Source organism: Kitasatospora sp. NPDC093550 (assembly GCF_044764985.1).
GTDB lineage: Bacteria > Actinomycetota > Actinomycetes > Streptomycetales > Streptomycetaceae > Kitasatospora.
In genome coordinates this window covers 1-17,024 of sequence record NZ_JBIWJF010000034.1, presented here as the reverse complement: position 1 = coordinate 17,024, position 17,024 = coordinate 1, and the positions used below count along the sequence as shown (strand labels likewise).

The 17,024-nt window shown below is 72.1% G+C and carries 15 protein-coding genes, 5 tRNA genes and 1 pseudogene; 7 read left to right on the top strand and 14 right to left on the bottom strand.

The features are described 5' to 3' along the window. Positions 1 to 15 precede the first annotated feature (15 nt). Both ACIRD3_RS34875 and ACIRD3_RS34870 read right to left on the bottom strand, forming a co-directional pair. Positions 16 to 1,020, bottom strand: a complete 1,005-nt coding sequence (locus ACIRD3_RS34875; protein WP_402224640.1) for an NAD(P)H-dependent glycerol-3-phosphate dehydrogenase — start codon at positions 1,018 to 1,020, stop codon at positions 16 to 18. Then, positions 1,017 to 1,850 carry a lysophospholipid acyltransferase family protein gene (locus tag ACIRD3_RS34870; protein WP_402224638.1) on the bottom strand — a complete coding sequence of 278 codons (834 nt, stop codon included), beginning with the start codon at positions 1,848 to 1,850 and terminating at the stop codon, positions 1,017 to 1,019. Before ACIRD3_RS34870 ends, ACIRD3_RS34875 begins: the two co-directional genes overlap by 4 nt. Positions 1,851 to 2,081: 231 nt before the next feature. Here ACIRD3_RS34870 and cofC point away from each other — a divergent pair, with 231 nt between their 5' ends. Both cofC and ACIRD3_RS34860 read left to right on the top strand, forming a co-directional pair. Continuing rightward, positions 2,082 to 2,765: a 2-phospho-L-lactate guanylyltransferase gene (cofC, locus tag ACIRD3_RS34865; protein WP_402224635.1), complete on the top strand. Its 684-nt coding sequence runs from the start codon at positions 2,082 to 2,084 to the stop codon at positions 2,763 to 2,765. A 110-nt stretch (positions 2,766 to 2,875) separates the two neighbouring features. Next, a complete protein-coding gene (locus tag ACIRD3_RS34860; RefSeq protein WP_030257846.1) occupies positions 2,876 to 3,097 on the top strand; it encodes a hypothetical protein in 222 nt (73 codons plus the stop codon). 386 nt (positions 3,098 to 3,483) lie between these two features. Here the strand turns inward: ACIRD3_RS34860 and ACIRD3_RS34855 are convergent, their stop codons facing one another. The 4 genes from ACIRD3_RS34855 to leuC all read right to left on the bottom strand — a co-directional run bounded on the left by ACIRD3_RS34855 (position 3,484) and on the right by leuC (position 6,921). Then, positions 3,484 to 4,218, bottom strand: coding sequence for an HU family DNA-binding protein (locus tag ACIRD3_RS34855; protein ID WP_402224633.1), 735 nt, complete (start codon positions 4,216 to 4,218; stop codon positions 3,484 to 3,486). A gap of 133 nt (positions 4,219 to 4,351) precedes the next feature. Further along, positions 4,352 to 4,699, bottom strand: coding sequence for a hypothetical protein (locus ACIRD3_RS34850; RefSeq protein ID WP_263455706.1), 348 nt, complete (start codon positions 4,697 to 4,699; stop codon positions 4,352 to 4,354). A gap of 182 nt (positions 4,700 to 4,881) precedes the next feature. After that, the gene (gene leuD / locus ACIRD3_RS34845) at positions 4,882 to 5,478 is read right to left on the bottom strand and encodes a 3-isopropylmalate dehydratase small subunit (protein WP_402224629.1); all 597 of its coding nucleotides are present in this window, start codon (positions 5,476 to 5,478) and stop codon (positions 4,882 to 4,884) included. Positions 5,479 to 5,481: 3 nt separating this feature from the next. Next, a complete protein-coding gene (gene leuC, locus ACIRD3_RS34840) occupies positions 5,482 to 6,921 on the bottom strand; it encodes a 3-isopropylmalate dehydratase large subunit (protein ID WP_402224626.1) in 1,440 nt (479 codons plus the stop codon). 236 nt (positions 6,922 to 7,157) lie between these two features. Between leuC and ACIRD3_RS34835 the strand changes: the two genes are divergently transcribed. Further along, complete coding sequence (locus ACIRD3_RS34835) at positions 7,158 to 7,871, top strand: IclR family transcriptional regulator (protein WP_030246527.1); 714 nt, start codon at positions 7,158 to 7,160, stop codon at positions 7,869 to 7,871. A gap of 156 nt (positions 7,872 to 8,027) precedes the next feature. Here the strand turns inward: ACIRD3_RS34835 and ACIRD3_RS34830 are convergent. The 8 genes from ACIRD3_RS34830 to ACIRD3_RS34795 form a co-directional block, all read right to left on the bottom strand. After that, positions 8,028 to 8,102: transfer RNA gene (locus ACIRD3_RS34830), tRNA-Gln, on the bottom strand. Between the two features lie 49 nt (positions 8,103 to 8,151). Beyond that, positions 8,152 to 8,224: transfer RNA gene (locus tag ACIRD3_RS34825), tRNA-Glu, on the bottom strand. Positions 8,225 to 8,250: 26 nt separating this feature from the next. Then, positions 8,251 to 8,323: transfer RNA gene (locus ACIRD3_RS34820), tRNA-Glu, on the bottom strand. A 27-nt stretch (positions 8,324 to 8,350) separates the two neighbouring features. Continuing rightward, positions 8,351 to 8,423, bottom strand: a tRNA-Glu gene (locus tag ACIRD3_RS34815). Between the two features lie 36 nt (positions 8,424 to 8,459). Continuing rightward, a tRNA-Gln gene (locus ACIRD3_RS34810) sits at positions 8,460 to 8,531 on the bottom strand. Between the two features lie 239 nt (positions 8,532 to 8,770). Beyond that, the gene (gene gltX / locus ACIRD3_RS34805) at positions 8,771 to 10,270 is read right to left on the bottom strand and encodes a glutamate--tRNA ligase (RefSeq protein WP_402224623.1); all 1,500 of its coding nucleotides are present in this window, start codon (positions 10,268 to 10,270) and stop codon (positions 8,771 to 8,773) included. Beyond that, positions 10,263 to 11,063: a fumarylacetoacetate hydrolase family protein gene (locus ACIRD3_RS34800; protein ID WP_402224620.1), complete on the bottom strand. Its 801-nt coding sequence runs from the start codon at positions 11,061 to 11,063 to the stop codon at positions 10,263 to 10,265. Before ACIRD3_RS34800 ends, gltX begins: the two co-directional genes overlap by 8 nt. 216 nt (positions 11,064 to 11,279) lie before the next feature. Then, entirely contained in the window at positions 11,280 to 11,498 is a 219-nt protein-coding gene (locus ACIRD3_RS34795) for a hypothetical protein (RefSeq protein ID WP_402224616.1), read from the bottom strand. Between the two features lie 639 nt (positions 11,499 to 12,137). Between ACIRD3_RS34795 and ACIRD3_RS34790 the strand changes: the two genes are divergently transcribed. From ACIRD3_RS34790 to ACIRD3_RS34775, 4 genes and pseudogenes are all read left to right on the top strand, one after another. Continuing rightward, positions 12,138 to 15,875, top strand: a complete 3,738-nt coding sequence (locus ACIRD3_RS34790) for a nitrate- and nitrite sensing domain-containing protein (protein WP_402224614.1) — start codon at positions 12,138 to 12,140, stop codon at positions 15,873 to 15,875. 10 nt (positions 15,876 to 15,885) lie between these two features. Continuing rightward, a complete protein-coding gene (locus ACIRD3_RS34785; protein WP_030291361.1) occupies positions 15,886 to 16,299 on the top strand; it encodes a roadblock/LC7 domain-containing protein in 414 nt (137 codons plus the stop codon). 164 nt (positions 16,300 to 16,463) lie between these two features. Next, positions 16,464 to 16,889 carry a DUF742 domain-containing protein gene (locus ACIRD3_RS34780; protein WP_045706034.1) on the top strand — a complete coding sequence of 142 codons (426 nt, stop codon included), beginning with the start codon at positions 16,464 to 16,466 and terminating at the stop codon, positions 16,887 to 16,889. Further along, positions 16,870 to 17,024, top strand: a pseudogene (locus ACIRD3_RS34775) (ATP-binding protein); the annotation flags it as partial. The gene ACIRD3_RS34780 and the pseudogene ACIRD3_RS34775, both read left to right, overlap by 20 nt.

The following is a 17,024-nucleotide window of genomic DNA, read 5'->3' as shown; positions in this document are numbered from 1 at the left end:
CGTCGGCACCGCCGCTCAGCGCCGCCGCTCCGCCTTCGCCGAGCGCGACATCAGCGTCTGCAGGGCCTCCTGGGTCGGCCGCCCGTTGTGCACGACGTCCACCACGGCCTCGACGATCGGCATGTCGACCCCGTTGCGCCGGGCCAGGTCCAGCACCGACTCGCAGGACTTGACGCCCTCCGCGGTCTGCCGGGTGGCCGCGATGGTCTCCGCGAGCGACATGCCCCGGCCCAGGTTCATCCCGAAGGTGTTGTTGCGGGACAGCGGCGAGGAGCAGGTGGCGACCAGGTCGCCCATCCCGGCGAGCCCCGCGAAGGTGTGCGGGTCGGCGCCCAGCACCTCGCCGAGCCGGGTGGTCTCGGCCAGCCCGCGGGTGATCAGCGTGGCCTTGGTGTTGTCGCCGAGCCCCATGCCGGCCGCCATGCCGACCGCCAGGCCGATCACGTTCTTGACCGCGCCGCCGAGTTCGCAGCCCACCACGTCGGTGTTGGTGTACGGCCGGAAGTACGGCGTGTGGCAGGCCGCCTGGAGCCGCTTGGCGACCGTCTCGTCGGTGCAGGCCACCACGCTGGCCGCGGGCTGCCGGTTGGCGATCTCCTTGGCCAGGTTGGGTCCGCTGACCACCGCGACGCGCTCCGGACCGACCTTGGTGACCTCGTCGATCACCTCGCTCATCCGCTTGGCGGTGCCGAGTTCGATGCCCTTCATCAGGCTCACCAGCACGGTCTGCGGCTCGATCAGCGGCGTCCAGGCGGCCAGGTTGTCGCGCAGCGTCTGCGAGGGCACCACCAGGACCGCGAAGTCGGCGCCGGCCAGCGCCTCGGCGGCGTCGGTGGTGGCCCGCACGGTGTCGGGCAGCCGCACGCCCGGCAGGTAGTCCGGGTTCTCGTGCGTGGAGTTGACGGCGTCCACCAGCTCCTGGCGGCGGGCCCACAGCACGACCTCGCAGCCCGCGTCGGCGAGCACCATCGCGAACGCGGTGCCCCAGGAACCGGTCCCCATCACGGCGCAGCGCGTCACTTGCCCGCCTCCCCGGCGCTGGTGCCCCGCTGCTCGCCCTTGGCGCGCCGACGCTCGGCCAGCGCCGCCGCGGCGCGCTCCCGGGCCGCCTTGCGCATGTCGTAGCGCTCGGCCGGCGGCTCCTCGCCGCGGACCTCGGCCAGCACGGCGGTGATCGCCGCCATGATGTCCTCGGTCGCGTCGGCGAGCACCTGCGCGGTGAGCTCCTGGCCCTGGTACTTGCTCAGGTCCACCGCGGGGCCGGCCGCGACGGTCACCCGGTGCCGGGGGAAGAGGTTGAACTTGCCCTTCCCGTAACCGGACCGGCCGTACGGCGGGATGATCTCGTGGGCGCCCCAGTGGGCGACCGGGATGACCGGCGCGCCGGTCATCAGCGCGACCCGGGCGACGCCGCTCTTGCCGGTCATCGGCCACAGGTCCGGGTCCCGGGTGAGCGTGCCCTCCGGGTAGAACTGCACGCACTGGCCGCTGTTGACGGCGTCGATCGCGGCCCGGAACGCCTGCGCCGCGTCGGTCGACTCGCGGAACACCGGAATCTGCCCGGTCTTGCGCAGCATGAATCCGATGAAGGGAATCGAGAACAGCGAGGACTTGCCGAGAATGCGCGGCGGGCGGCCGCTGTTGTACTGCCAGTGCGCGTAGATCACCGGGTCGATGATCGAATTGTGGTTCACCGCGGCGATGAAGCCGCCTTCCTTGGGAATGTGCTCCCAGCCCCGCCAGTCGGGCTTCACCAGGGCGGTCGTCACCGGCTTCACCAGGACGGCCGCGAAGCGGTACCAGATGCCGTAGTCGGCGTTGCCGAACTTGGCGTACGAGCGGCGGGCCACCCCAGCTCCTTCTCATCCGATGCGGCACTCGGAGTGCCGCGGTCATGGCCTCCCGGTGCCGGGCACCGGTGCCACCGGTGCCCGGGCCACGGGGCGCGGAACAGTGTCGCCCGCCCGCTCACCGGCTGTCGAGCGGCCGCGCCAACCCGCCGGGCGGGCGTGATCAAACGCACGTCCGCACAGCTCGGACGGCCTGGCGAGGGCTCCGGGACCGGCGACACAATGACGCCGATGACCCAGGACACCGTACGCCCCAGCGGGCCCGTCGCGCCCGCCGCACCCACCGCCGGCTGGTCGCTGGTGCTCCCGCTCAAGCCGCTCGCGCTGGCCAAGAGCAGACTCGCCCCCTACGCCGGGCCGCACCGGGCCGGCCTGGCACTGGCCTTCGCCCTCGACACCGTCACCGCCGCGCTGGCCACCCCGGGCGTCGCCCGCGTCCTGGTGGTCACCCGGGACGCCGAGGCCGGTGCCCGACTGGCGGCGCTGGGCGCGCTGGTGGTCGCCGACGAACCCGGCGGCGGCCTCAACCCGGCGTTGGCGCACGGCGCCTCGACCGCCCGGACGCTGGCCCCGCGGGCTCCCCTGGCCGTCCTCTCGGCGGACCTCCCCGCCCTGCGTCCGGCCGAACTCGCCCGGGTGCTGGGCGCGGTGCCGCCGAACGGCCGGGCCTTCCTGCCGGACTCCCCCGGCCTCGGCACCACCCTGCTCGCCTGCACCCCCGGCCGTCCGCTCTCCCCCGCCTTCGGGGACGGCTCCCGGGCCCGGCACGCCGCCGGCGGGGCGCTCGAACTGCGCCTCGCGGACGTCGAGTCGGTGCGCCGGGACGTCGACACCGGTACGGACCTCGGCGCGGCCGCGGCGCTCGGCCTCGGCCCGCACACCAGCACGCTGTTCGCCCGCCTGAGCCCGTCCTGAGCCCGTCCTGACGGCGGTCCGGCCGCGGCCGGGTGGCGGTCCGGTGGCGGACCGGTCCACGGGCCGACCGCGGCCCGGGCCCGCACCGGCCCGCTCGCTATGCTGCTGACATGCAGGCCACCGCGTTCACCTTCGACCCCGCCACCCGGGCCGGCTCCGTGCTGCTCGACGACGGGACCCCGGTGCCGTTCGACGCGGCCGCCTTCGACGCCGGCGGCCTGCGGCTGCTGCGGCCCGGCCAGCGGGTACGGATCCGCACCGAGGGCACCGGCGAGGCCCGCCGGGTGGTCTTCGTGACGCTGCAGACCTTCCCCGACCCCGCCGAGGGCTGACCCCGCAGAGCTCCTCCGCCCACGGACCGACCGCCCCACCGCCCCCAGCCGAGCGGGCGACCCGCCCCGAACAGTCTCGGATCGGCGAGCGGGCGACCCCGCCCCGAGCAGTCTCGGATCGCCGAGCGGGCGACCCCGCCCCGAGCCGAAGGGGCGCGCCGGTGCCGAAAGGGAGAAGCGAGGAGGCCCTGAGGTACGAGGGGCCTTGGAGCGCCGACCGTCGGCACCGGGCCAGAGCGCCCCGGAGGCGAGCGGGCGAGTTACTGCCTCCGAATCCTGACTAAGCGCCCGGAAATCGGAAGAGCCGCGGCGACCGGTCTCCGCAATTCGCGGGAGGGGTGCCGCGGCTCTTCGCCGAAGGCCGTCCGGGGACGGTCGCGCGGGACCTACTTGGCAGTGGTCTTGCGCGCGGTGGTCTTGCGGGTGGCGGTCTTCTTCGCCGGCGCCGTCTTCTTGGCCGTGGCGGTCGCCTTCTTGGCGGTCGCCGTGGTCTTCTTGGCGGCAGCCGTGGTGGTCGCCTTCTTCGCGGCGGCCGTCTTCTTGGTCGCGGCCGCCGTGGTCTTCTTGGCGGCGGTGGTCTTCGCGGCGGTGGTCTTCGCCGCGGACTTCTTCGCGGTGGCCGTGGCCTTCTTGGCGGGGGTGGCCGTGGTCTTCTTGGCGGCAGCCGTGGTGGCCGTCTTCTTGGCGGCGGCCTTCTTGGTGGCCGGAGCGGCGGCGGCAGCGGCGGTGGCGGCACGCTTGGTGGCGGCGCGCTTGGCGGCCGGGGTGGCGGCCACGCCGCTCTTGCCCGGGGTGAGGGAGCCCTTGGGGGCCTTCTTCACCGAGGGGCCTTCCTTCGGCAGCTTCTTGCTGCCGCTGACCAGGTCCTTGAAGCCCTGGCCCGGGCGGAAGCGGGGCACCGAGGTCTTCTTGACCTTGACCCGCTCGCCGGTCTGCGGGTTGCGGGCGAAGCGCGCGGAGCGCTCCACCTTCTCGAAGGTGCCGAAACCGGTGACCGAAACCCGGTCACCGGCCACGACGGCACGGACCATGGTGTCGAGCACTGCGTCGACGGCCTCTGCGGCAGCCTTGCGACCGCCCAGCTGCTCGGCCACCGCTTCGACAAGCTGAGCCTTGTTCACGTCTTCCCCTTCGGAAACGGGCGCCGGATGATTCCATCCGTTCTTTTCGCACGTTAGGTATGTATCTGCGGACTTTCAATTACCAAACGCGCGAATCACCCTAGTGTCGCAATGGATTTGCGCGTCGGCGACCTCAGTCGAGCGGCGGGGGCCCCTCGTCGAGGTCATGTACAAAGCGACTCAACCGCCTTGCCGCCTCCGGAAGATCGCGCTTGGCGGTCTCGGTGACGATGAGGAGTTGACGGGTGAGAGCGGTCTTTGCATCGGCAGACACGTTCAGCGCATGCACGCGGGCGTGAGCTTGCTTCAACCGCTCGGCCACGAGCGCGTAGAGCGCTGCGACTTCCTGGTCGTCCGGCCCCTCAGCTGGCGCGGAGGTGACGTCCGGCCGATCGTCAATTCGGCGTTCGGATGGCCGGCCCACGGAGTCCTCAGCCGCGGGTTCGCCGCCCGCGTACGGAGGTTCATGGTGCCGGTGCATGTACTGATTGTGCCATCTACCCGCAGTTGTACTTGCGCGGGGCCCTCTTCCGCAAAGCCAAATGGGCAATCCGGGGCGGGCCGCGGCGCTAACTCGTGCTCCGGAACGACGGATGGCCCGGCCCCCCCGAGGGGGGCGCGGGCCATCCGGCGGATCGTCAGAATGCTTGTTCTGAGGGGAACTCAGGCGACCGGCAGAGTGCGGGGCTTGAACGCCGGGCGGGTCGCCTCGAAGGCGGCGATGTCCGCCTCGTTCTGCAGCGTGATGCTGATGTCGTCCAGGCCGTTGAGCAGGCGCCACCGCACGTTGTCGTCCAGTTCGAAGGCCGCCGTGACCCCTTCGGCCCGCACTTCGCGCGCCTCCAGGTCAACGGTGATCTCGGCCGTGGGGTCACTCTCGGTGAGCGCCCAGAGCCGCTCCACGGTCTCCTGCGGCAGGACGACCGTCAGCAGTCCGTTCTTCAGCGAGTTGCCCCGGAAGATGTCGGCGAAGCGGGACGAGATGACCGCGTGGAAGCCGTAGTTCTGCAGCGCCCAGACGGCGTGCTCACGGGAGGAGCCGGTGCCGAACTCGGGGCCGGCCACCAGGACGGTGGCGCCCTGCCGCTCGGGCCGGTTGAGGATGAACGACTCGTCCTTGCGCCAGGCCTCGAACAGACCGTCCTCGAAACCGGATCGGGTGACCTTCTTGAGCCAGTGGGCCGGGATGATCTGGTCGGTGTCCACGTTGCTGCGGCGCAGCGGGACGGCCCGGCCGGTGTGGGTGGTGAACTTCTCCATGGCTCAGGCCTCCACGGCAACGTCGGTGTCCGCCAGGTCGGCGGGGTTCAGGTCGGCCGGGGCGGCGAGGCGGCCCAGCACGGCGGTCGCGGCGGCCACCTGCGGCGAGACCAGGTGGGTGCGGCCGCCCTTGCCCTGCCGCCCCTCGAAGTTGCGGTTCGAGGTGGAGGCGCAGCGCTCGCCGGGGGCCAGCTGGTCGGGGTTCATGCCCAGGCACATCGAGCAGCCCGCGTGGCGCCACTCGGCGCCGGCCGCGGTGAACACCTTGTCCAGGCCCTCCTCGACGGCCTGCAGGGCGACCCGGACGGAGCCGGGCACCACCAGCATCCGTACGCCGTCGGCGATCCGGCGGCCCTCCAGCAGGGCGGCGGCGGCCCGCAGGTCCTCGATCCGGCCGTTGGTGCAGGAGCCGACGAAGACGGCGTCGACCTTCACCTCGCGCAGCGGGGTGCCGGCCTCCAGGCCCATGTACGCCAGGGCGTTCTCGGCGGCCAGGCGCTCCTGCGGGTCGGCGAAGGAGGCCGGGTCCGGCACGTTCGAGCCCAGCGGGGCGCCCTGGCCGGGGTTGGTGCCCCAGGTGACGAACGGGCTCAGCTCGCTCGCGTCGATGAAGATCTCGTGGTCGAAGACCGCGTCCTCGTCGGTGCCCAGGGTGCTCCAGTACGCGACGGCGGCGTCCCAGTCCTCGCCCTGCGGGGCGTGCGGGCGGCCCTTGAGGTACTCGAAGGTGGTCTCGTCCGGGGCGATCATGCCGGCCCGGGCACCGGCCTCGATCGACATGTTGCAGATGGTCATCCGGGCCTCCATGGACAGGCTCCGGATCGCCGAACCGCGGTACTCCAGGACGTAGCCCTGGCCGCCGCCGGTGCCGATCCTGGCGATGACGGCCAGGATCAGGTCCTTGGCGGTGACGCCCTCGGGCAGTTCGCCCTCGACGGTGACCGCCATGGTCCGGAACGGGGCCAGCGGCAGGGTCTGGGTGGCCAGCACGTGCTCGACCTGGCTGGTGCCGATGCCGAACGCCAGCGCGCCGAAGGCGCCGTGGGTGGAGGTGTGGGAGTCGCCGCAGACCACGGTCATGCCGGGCTGGGTCAGCCCGAGCTGCGGGCCGACGACGTGCACGACGCCCTGCTCGACGTCACCGAGCGAGTGGATCCGGACGCCGAACTCGGCGGCGTTCTTGCGCAGGGTCTCCAGCTGCACCTTGGAGACCGGGTCGGCGATCGGCTTGTCGATGTCCAGGGTGGGGGTGTTGTGGTCCTCGGTGGCGATCGTCAGATCGGTGCGGCGGACCGGGCGGCCGGCCAGTCGCAGCCCGTCGAAGGCCTGCGGGCTGGTGACCTCGTGGAGCAGGTGCAGGTCGATGAACAGGAGGTCGGGCTCGCCCTCCGCGCGCCGCACGACGTGGTCGTCCCAGACCTTCTCTGCGAGTGTCCGTCCCATCGGATTCCCTCCAGCCGGCCGCGTTGCCGGCCTTCTCGTGTCGTCGAGGTCAAAAACGTGCGCCGCCCCTGCGGGCGGGGCGCGTCCGCGCGACCTGCACACCGGATCGCTGTCCACGATGCGGACACTCGGACGAGGTCACATCCTGGATGTCTCCCGGGCTGCTGCATCCAGAGTGGCGCTTTTCCCGGAAGATTGAACTTGCGTCTCGCGGAATGAGACTGCAGTCTTAGGGCATGGACAACACTAGCGGCGTCGGCGTTCTCGACAAGGCCGCTCTGGTGCTCAGCGCACTGGAGTCGGGCCCCGCCACGTTGGCGGGGCTGGTCGCCGCCACCGGTCTGGCGCGCCCCACGGCCCACAGACTCGCCGTCGCACTCGAACACCACCGTCTGGTCACCAGAGACATGCAGGGACGCTTCATCCTCGGCCCCCGCCTGTCCGAACTCTCCGCCGCGGCGGGCGAGGACCGGCTGCTCGCCACCGCGGGCCCGGTCCTGACCCACCTGCGCGACGTCACCGGCGAGAGCGCACAGCTCTACCGCCGCCAGGGCGAGATGCGGATCTGCGTAGCCGCCGCCGAGCGGCTCTCCGGCCTGCGGGACACCGTCCCGGTCGGCAGCACCCTGCCGATGAAGGCCGGCTCGGCCGCCCAGGTCCTGCTGGCCTGGGAGGAGCCCGAGCGGCTCCACCGCGGCCTGCAGGGCGCCCGCTTCACCGCCACCGCGCTGAGCGGCGTCCGGCGGCGCGGCTGGGCCCAGTCGATCGGCGAGCGCGAGCCGGGCGTCGCGTCCGTCTCCGCGCCCGTCCGCGGCCCCTCCAACCGCGTGGTGGCCGCCGTGTCGGTGTCCGGCCCGATCGAGCGCCTGACCCGCCACCCCGGCCGCCTGCACGCCCAGGCCATCATCGAGGCCGCGAACCGGCTCACCGAGGCCCTCCGCCGGAGCTGAACCCCCACCGCCCCGGCGAAATCCCCCACCCACCCCTCCCCCACCGACGAACCGGAAGGGCCCCGCTCGGAATCGAGCGGGGCCCTTCGGGGTTCCGGTGAGCGGATACCGGCCGGGAAAACGAAAAAGACCCCGGGAACCGGGGCCTTCCTTTTCTGGCTGGGGTACCAGGACTCGAACCTAGACTAAATGAACCAGAATCACTCGTGCTGCCAATTACACCATACCCCAACACAAAGCAAGGGCCGATGGGCGAGCCCATCGGCTTCCTGCTCTGAAGTACCCCCGACCGGATTCGAACCGGCGCTACTGCCGTGAGAGGGCAGCGTGCTAGGCCGCTACACAACGGGGGCTTCCTGGCAATCCCTTGCGGGATCAGTACCCCCGACCGGATTCGAACCGGCGCTACTGCCGTGAGAGGGCAGCGTGCTAGGCCGCTACACAACGGGGGCTTTCCAGGTGATCCCTTGCGGGATCAGTACCCCCGACCGGATTCGAACCGGCGCTACTGCCGTGAGAGGGCAGCGTGCTAGGCCGCTACACAACGGGGGCTTGATCTTCTTTTGTGTGCCGTACTCGCGTACTGCGCTGGGGTACCAGGACTCGAACCTAGACTAACTGAACCAGAATCAGTCGTGCTGCCAATTACACCATACCCCACCAGAGTTGAACCCCTGCGGGGCCTTCTCAGGCGTTGCGCCTCTCGGTCGGTCCCGGTTCGGGGGGCTTTCGCTCCCTCGTCCGTTCCCTCCCGGGCGGCGCAGAAAGAACATTACCCGACGTCGGCCCCGGCTCCAAAATCGATAACCCCAGGCAGCGCCCGGGGGGCCGGCGGATGACCTCCGGGTACGCCGCGGGCCCGGCACGGAGCCGGGCCCGCGGCCTGCTCGACGACCCGCTCAGGCGGCCGGCAGCGCGTCCAGGGCGGCCCGCAGGCGACGCAGCGTCTCCGGGCGGCCCAGCAGCTCCATGGACTCGAACAGCGGCGGCGAGACCCGGCGGCCGGTGACGGCCACCCGCAGCGGCGTGAAGGCGAACTTGGGCTTGATGCCCAGACCGTCCACCAGCGCCTCGCGCAGCGCGGCCTGGATCGGCTCCGGGGTGAAGTCCGCGAGCTCCTCCAGCGCCTTGATGCTGGCCTCCAGCACCGGACGGGCGTCTGCGGTCAGCACCTTGGCGGCGTCGTCCGGGTCGACGGCGAACTTCTCCGGCGCCACGAACAGGAAGCCGGCCATGTTGACGATCTCGCTCAGCACGACCATCCGCTCCTGGGTGAGCGGCGCGACCTTGGCGAGCACGTCCAGCTGCTCGGCGGTCGGCTCGGCCGGCAGCAGCTCGGCGGCCTGCAGGAACGGCACCAGGCGGCGGGCGAAGTCCTCCGGGGCCAGCTTGCGGACGTGCTCGGCGTTGATCGCCTCGCACTTCTTCAGGTCGAAGCGGGCCGGGTTGGCGTTCACCTTGGCGATGTCGAAGGCGGCGACCATCTCGTCGATGCCGAAGATGTCGCGGTCCTCGGCCAGCGACCAGCCCAGCAGGGACAGGTAGTTGAGCAGGCCCTCGGGGATGAAGCCGCGCTCGCGGTACAGGTTGAGCGAGGACTGCGGGTCGCGCTTGGAGAGCTTCTTGTTGCCCTCGCCCATCACGTACGGCAGGTGGCCGAAGCGCGGGGTGGTGCCGTCGCCGACGCCGATCTCGGCGAGCGCGGCGTACAGCGCGATCTGCCGCGGGGTGGAGGACAGCAGGTCCTCGCCGCGCAGCACGTGGGTGATGCCCATCAGGGCGTCGTCCACCGGGTTGACCAGGGTGTACAGCGGGGCGCCGTTGGCCCGGACGATGCCGTAGTCCGGCACGTTCTCCGGCTCGAAGGTGAGCGTGCCGCGCACCAGGTCGTCGAAGGAGATCGTCTTGTCGGGCATCCGGAAGCGCAGGATCGGCTCGCGCCTCTCCAGCTTGTAGACGGCGACCTGGTCCTCGGTCAGCTCGCGGCAGTGGCCGTCGTAGCCGGAGGGCTTGCCGGCCGCGCGGGCGGCCTCGCGGCGGGCGTCCAGCTCCTCGGTGCTGCAGTAGCAGTGGTAGGCGTGGCCGGCCTCGTGCAGGCGGCGGGCGACGTCGGCGTAGATGTCCATCCGCTGCGACTGGCGGTACGGCGCGTGCGGGCCGCCGACCTCCGGGCCCTCGTCCCAGTCGAAGCCGAGCCAGCGCATGGCGTCGAGCAGCTGGCCGTACGACTCCTCGGAGTCGCGGGCGGAGTCGGTGTCCTCGATCCGGAAGACCAGCGTGCCGCCGTTGTGGCGGGCGAAGGCCCAGTTGAAGAGGGCGGTGCGGACCAGGCCCACGTGGGGGTTGCCGGTCGGGGACGGACAGAAGCGAACCCGGACGGCCGGGTCAGTGTTAGCCACGCTTGATCACCTTGTTGGTGAGAGTGCCGATGCCTTCGATGGAGACGGCGACCTCGTCGCCGACGTTGAGGGGGCCCACCCCTGCGGGCGTGCCGGTGAGGATGACGTCGCCGGGCAGCAGCGTCATGGCCTCGGAGATGTGGACGATCAGCTCGGCGACCGAGCGGACCATCAGGGAGGTGCGGCCGGTCTGGCGGAGCTCGCCGTTGACCGTGCAGGTGACGGCGAGGTCGCTCGGGTCGAGGTCGGTCTCGATCCACGGGCCGATCGGGCAGGAGGTGTCGAAACCCTTGGCCCGGGCCCACTGGCCCTCGCGCTGCTGGACGTCCCGCGCGGTGACGTCGTTGGCGCAGGTGTAGCCGAGGATCACCTCGGGCACCCGGTCCAGCGGCACCTCGCGGCACATCCGGCCGATCACCACGGCCAGTTCGGCCTCGTGCTGGACGTCCGAGGAGAACGGGGGGTACGCGATGTTCTCGGTCGGGCCGATCACCGCGGTGGACGGCTTGAAGAAGGTCAGCGGGACGTCCGGGACCTCGTTGCCCAGCTCCTGCGCGTGCGCCGCGTAGTTGCGGCCGACCGCCACGATCTTGTTCGGGAGCATCGGGCTGAGCAGCCGGACGTCCTGGAACCGGTAGCTCTCGCCGGTGGGCTGGGGCTGGCCGAACGGGTGGCCGGCCAGCGCGTGGACGACCAGCGAGTCGGGCTGGGAAGGGTCGCCCTCCACCACGCCGAAGGAGACGCTGCCGGCGGCAGGGCTCCCTTCCCGGACGGAAAACCTGGCAATGCGCACGGCTGGGCTACCCCTCGCTTCGTCGGCCGCCCGGGGCGCGCCCGGGCGCTGGTGGGCCCCCGCCACCGGTGGGCGCGGCCCCGTCAATCGGCCTCCAGGCTATCGCGTGGGGCCCCGGCTGACCGCTTTGCCCCTGTTCAGCGCGGTCGGGACGGAAACGCGAGGGCGCCGCCGCCACCGGGTGACGACGGCGCCCTCGACGGGAACGCGCTGGGGTCAGTCCTGCACCACGACGACCGGGGCGACCATCAGCTGGGTGCGGCGCGGGTTGGCCGTGACGGCCGGCAGCTCGGTGCCGTAGGTCACGACGTCCTCGGGCTTGCGGGCGCCGGGGATCTTGCTGAAGTCCTCGACCGAGGCCAGCGTCGTCCGGCGCGGGTTCGCCGTCGGGCGGCAGGACAGCGTGGACTTGTCGGCCTTCTTCGCCTGGGACATCGAGAGCACCTCGTGGTCGTGGCCGGGCGGATCCGCGGCGGATCGGCACCGGCCTGAGTGGTTCCGATTGATTCGGAGGGGTTCTGGGCAGGCTGATCGCGGCCGTGCTCCGGAGACAGCCAGATTACGAGATCTCTTTCCACAGAGACCGTGACCAAAGCTACACATTAGTCTGTGAGTTTGCTCACAAAATCCGGAGCAAAACTCAGATATCCGACATATCGCCGCATCGGAATTTTCCGACATTCAGCCGGTATCGGGCATTCCGGAAGGTCTGTGACTCTTTTCGATCTACGGTCCGGTTGGCATGTATCCGGCGAGTGTCCGAAAAAGGCGGTATTCCGGTCCGGTTACCGCACAGTCAGTGATATCCCGCAAGCGGTCGGTAGCGCCGGGCGCCCGCATCCTGCGGCCCTTGTTGGGATTCCCCCGCTGTGCTGGAATGCGACGGACCGTGGGTAGGGAGTGGTCCACCCCGGTGACCCGCTCTCCCGGACCGGCCGGGGAGCGGATGGAAACTCGACACCGTCCAGGCCGTGGCGACGCGGCGGGACGCCCGGTCCAGAGGTTGCGACGCCAGTGCAGGGACGTTTCAAAAGGGGTAGCGGCGCCGCGGGTAACCCGGAGTCGCGCGAGCCTGTGGCAGCCCCCCAGCAGGCGGCGACGCCCGGCGGCCCGGCCGAGCCGGTGACGCCCGAGGCCGTCGGCCGACCGGAGGAGGACGGCCAGGAGCGGAAGTCCGCCCGGGACAAGCTCCGGACCTCCCTGACCCGGCGCCGGGCCACCGGTCTGAACCGGCTCGCGATGCGCAACTGGCGCATCCGCACCCGTCTGATCGCCCTGCTCGCCCTCCCCGTCCTGGTCTCGCTGGTCCTCGGTGGCCTGCGCATCCAGACCTCGATGGAGAACTCGCAGCAACTCGCGCAGATGGCCAACCTGTCCGACCTGGCCAAGAAGGCGACCAACCTCGCCGACGCGCTGCAGACCGAGCGCGACATCAGCGCCGGCCCGATCACCCACGAGCCGAACGCCCAGCTGGACGACGACATCGTCGCCGCCCGCAAGGCCACGGACGACCTCAGCCGCACCTTCACCGCGTCCTCCGACAAGTTCGAGAACCTCGAACTGTCCGGCGGGAAGGCGCTGCTGCTGCAGATCCGCCGCGACCTGAACTCGGTCGCGGACACCCGCGGCGCGCCGTACCAGAACAACCAGAACATCCAGTCGACGATCACCGCCTACGACGTGATCATCCGCGACCTGCTGTCCATCACCCAGGACATCGCGCTCGCCTCGAACAACAAGGACCTGGTCGTCTCCACCCGCGCGCTGCAGCAGTTCTCGCTCGCCAAGAACGCGACCTCGCAGCAGCGGGCCCTGATCAGCGCCGCGCTCGCCAACCCCAAGGCCCCCGACCTCAGCCTGAGCGACGAGTCCTTCGGTATCCGCCTGCGCCTGTCGTACGACAACGCGATCGCCAGCTTCAACAACATCTACACCGCGCACGACCTGGACAACCTGCGCAGCCAGCTGAGCTACAACGGCGTGGTCGCCGACGCCGACCGCTACGCGCAGACGATCCTCACCCAGGGCGGCATCCACCAGACCGAGCCGGTCAGCTACAAGGACTGGTACGAGAAGGCCAGCGCCAAGATCAGCGCCGAGAAGCGCATCGAGTCCAAGCTGATCGAGAACCTCGACGGCAAGGCCCAGGACCTGCAGTCCCAGGCCGACACGGACGCCCTGATCATCGGTGTCGCGGTCGCCCTGGTGCTGCTCGTCGCCCTCGGTGGCGCCGGTCTGATCGCCCGCTCGATGGTGCGCTCGCTGACCCGTCTGCAGGCCGCGGCCGAGGACGTCGCCGAGCGCCGTCTGCCCGAGCTGGTCAAGACCCTCTCCGAGAGCGACCCGCACGACGTCGACACCACGGTCGAGCCGGTCGCCGTCGACTCCGCCGACGAGATCGGCCACGTGGCGCACGCCTTCGACATGGTGCACAGCGAGGCCGTCCGCCTCGCCGCCGAGCAGGCCCTCCTGCGAGGCAACATCAACGCGATGTTCACCAACCTCTCGCGCCGCAGCCAGGGCCTCATCCAGCGCCAGCTGTCGCTCATCTCCGAGCTGGAGAGCCGCGAGGCGGACCCGGACCAGCTGGCCAACCTCTTCAAGCTGGACCACCTCGCGACCCGCATGCGCCGCAACGGCGAAAACCTCCTCGTCCTCGCCGGTGAGGACCCGGGCCGCCGCTGGACCAGGCCCGTCCCGCTGGTCGACGTGCTCCGCGCCGCCGCCTCCGAGGTGGAGCAGTACGAGCGCATCGAGCTCGCCGCCGTGCCGTCGGCCGAGGTCGCCGGCCGCGTCGTCAACGACCTCGTCCACCTGCTCGCCGAGCTGCTGGAGAACGCGACCTCGTTCTCCAGCCCGCAGACCCGCGTCCGGGTCACCGGCCACGCGCTGCCGGACGGCCGCGTGCTGGTCGAGATCCACGACACCGGCATCGGCCTGAGCCCCGACGACCTTTCCGAGATCAACGAGCGCCTCGCGAACCCGCCGACGGTGGACGTCTCGGTCTCCCGCCGCATGGGCCTCTTCGTGGTCGGTCGTCTGTCGCTGCGCCACGGCATCCGCATCCAGCTGCGCCCCAGCGACTCCGGCGGCACCACCGCGCTGGTCATGCTCCCGGTGGACGTCACCAACTCCGGCGACCGCCGCGGCGCCGGCCGCCCCGGCCCGGCCCAGGCCAAGCAGCAGCGCGGGGCCGCCCCGACGCCGCGTCAGCAGCGCCAGGTGGCGCCCGGCCGCCAGGCCGGTCCGGCCGCGCTCGGCCAGGGCCCGGCCGGCGGCGCCCCGCAGGGCGGCCGCCCGCAGCTGGGCCAGGGCGGCCCGGGCGCGCAGGCCGGTCCGGGGGCTCCCGGCGGCCGCGCCGGCGGTCTGCCGACCCGCCAGGTCGGCAGGTCGCTCCAGGAGAACCCGGCCCCGCAGGGCCAGGGCCAGGGCCGGCAGCCCGCTCAGCCGCAGCAGGCCCAGCAGCGCCAGCCGCAGGCTCCGCAGCAGCAGACCCCCCAGCAGCAGGCTCCGCAGCAGGCCCCGCAGGGCGGCCTGCCGCAGCGCACGCCCGGCCGCCAGGGCCCGCCGCAGGCCGGACCGCCGCAGGGCGGCCCGAACGGCCTGCCCCGCCGCGGCCGCCAGCAGGGCCCGCAGCAGCAGCCCGGCCAGCCCCGGCCCGGTCAGCAGCAGCCCGGTCAGCCCGGCCAGGAGCGGCCGCGCCCCGGTGGCGAGTTCGACGGCGGTCCGGGCCCCCGGACCGGCGAGCAGCCCCAGCACGGCCGTCCCGGTGGTCCGGGCGCCCCGCAGCAGGGTGCCCGTCCGGGCAACCGTCCGCAGGACGGCCTGCCGCAGCGCGCCCCCGGCCGCCAGGGCCCCGGCGCCCCGGGTGGCCCGGGTGCTCCCGGCCGCCCGGCCGGCCAGGGCCAGCGCCGTCCGCAGCGTCCCGGCCCGGACGCGCCGCAGCGCGACCGCCAGCCGCAGCTGCCGCCGCAGCAGGCCCAGCAGCACGCCCAGCCCCAGCCCCAGCCGCAGCCGCTGCCGTCGGCCGAGCCGGCGCCGGTGGAGAGCACCCAGCAGTTCGCCCGCCCGCGCTTCGAGGCCAGCCAGATCGACCCGCGCGACCCGCTGGGCCTCGGCCTGGTCGAGCCGGTGCTGCCGAACGTGCCGAACCCGGCGCGTCCGGAGCCGGTGCGCCAGGAGCAGGCCCCGCAGCAGCCGCAGCCGCTGCCGCACCAGGAGCCGATGGCGCTGCCGATCGGCCCGTCCGCGGCCGCCGACCAGCAGGCCTGGCACCCGCAGGCCGACGGGCGGCAGCAGGCGCAGCCGCAGTCGTACCAGCCGCGCCGACCGGGCACCTCCGCGCCGGAGTTCCAGCAGGGCCAGGCCCCGCAGGCCCCGCACCAGCAGGCCCCGCAGCAGCACCAGCAGCAGCCGCAGGCCCCGCAGCAGTACCAGCAGCAGCCGCAGCCGGGCGGCGAGGCGCCCTGGCGCCCCTCCGCGAACGACGAGCGCTGGCGCCGCGCCGAGCAGGTGCGCGAGCCCTCGACCAGCGGTGTCACCATGTCGGGCCTGCCCCGGCGGACCCCGCAGGCGAACCTGGTCTCCGGCACCGCCGAGGCCTCCCCGCTGACCGGTCCCCAGGTCTCCCGGGCTCCCGAGGAGGTCCGCGGCCGGCTGACCAACCTGCGCCGCGGCATCCAGCAGGGCCGCCGGGCCGGGGCCGAGCAGGCCACCAACCAGCCGGGCTTCCAGCATGGTGCCCAGCAGCCCGGATTCGATAGTTTCGGTGGCCGGAGCGACGGCAACGGCGCAGAACACCAGGAGCGTTGAGTTGAACCAGATGAGCCAGGCCGCACAGAACCTGAACTGGCTGATCACCAACTTCGTGGACAACACCCCCGGGGTGTCCCACACCGTGGTGGTCTCCGCGGACGGCCTCCTCCTGTGCATGTCCGAGGGCTTCCCGCGCGACCGCGCCGACCAGCTCGCCGCCGTCGCCTCCGGCCTCACCTCCCTCACCTCCGGCGCCAGCCGGATCTTCGAGGGCGGCGAGGTCAACCAGACCGTCGTCGAGATGGAGCGGGGCTTCCTGTTCCTCATGGCCATCAGCGACGGCTCCGCCCTCGCCGTCCTGGCCGCCCCCGACTCCGACATCGGCCTGGTCGGCTACGAGATGGCCCTGCTCGTCGACCGCGCCGGCGCCGTCCTCACCCCCGCACTTCGCGCGGAACTCCAGGGCAGTCTCCTGCACTGACCTGGGTCCGCACGGATCCACCCACCCGTCCCACCTCCCCGCCGGGTCCGACCCGACCGGTCCCGGCGTCTCACCCTCAGCTACCCTCAGGCAGCTGATCCCGCCTCAGCTGGCACCGCCCCAGCTGGAACCGGCTGCTCAAGGCTGCAGCACAAGGAGGACCCATGACCCCGCCCTCGACACCCGCCGGCCCGTACGGCAACGGGTACGGCAGCGGCTACGGCGGGCAGCAGTCCGACGGCTACGAGCAGCAGCCGCTGGTCCGCCCGTACGCGATGACCGGTGGCCGGACCCGTCCCCGCTACCAGCTCGCCATCGAGGCCCTGATCTCCACCACCGGCTCCGCCGAGCGCACCGGCGGGCTGCTGCCCGAGCACGCCCGGATCGTCAACCTCTGCCGTGAGGTCAAGTCCATCGCGGAGATCTCCGCGCTGGCCGGTGTGCCGCTCGGGGTCGCCCGCATCCTCGTCGCCGACCTCGCCGAAGCCGGTCTCGTCGCCATCCACCAGCCCGCCGCCGCGGGCGAGTCGGGCGGAACGCCCGATGTCACGCTGCTCGAAAGGGTCCTCAGTGGACTTCGCAAGCTCTAACGGACCCGCCCGTGCCACGACGTCGGCCAAGATCGTCGTGGCGGGCGGCTTCGGTGTCGGCAAGACCACGCTCGTCGGCGCCGTCTCCGAGATCAACCCCCTGCGCACCGAAGCCGTCATGACCTCGGCCTCCGC

Coding starts and splice junctions, on each gene's coding strand:
- ACIRD3_RS34860 (WP_030257846.1), top strand. CDS start 2,876: ATGCAGGCCACCGCGTTCACCTTCGACCCCGCCACCCGGGCCGGCTCC.
- ACIRD3_RS34780 (WP_045706034.1), top strand. CDS start 16,464: ATGACCCCGCCCTCGACACCCGCCGGCCCGTACGGCAACGGGTACGGC.
- leuD (WP_402224629.1), bottom strand. CDS start 5,478: ATGGAGAAGTTCACCACCCACACCGGCCGGGCCGTCCCGCTGCGCCGC.
- ACIRD3_RS34850 (WP_263455706.1), bottom strand. CDS start 4,699: ATGCACCGGCACCATGAACCTCCGTACGCGGGCGGCGAACCCGCGGCT.
- leuC (WP_402224626.1), bottom strand. CDS start 6,921: ATGGGACGGACACTCGCAGAGAAGGTCTGGGACGACCACGTCGTGCGG.
- ACIRD3_RS34795 (WP_402224616.1), bottom strand. CDS start 11,498: ATGTCCCAGGCGAAGAAGGCCGACAAGTCCACGCTGTCCTGCCGCCCG.
- ACIRD3_RS34785 (WP_030291361.1), top strand. CDS start 15,886: ATGAGCCAGGCCGCACAGAACCTGAACTGGCTGATCACCAACTTCGTG.
- ACIRD3_RS34835 (WP_030246527.1), top strand. CDS start 7,158: ATGGACAACACTAGCGGCGTCGGCGTTCTCGACAAGGCCGCTCTGGTG.
- cofC (WP_402224635.1), top strand. CDS start 2,082: ATGACCCAGGACACCGTACGCCCCAGCGGGCCCGTCGCGCCCGCCGCA.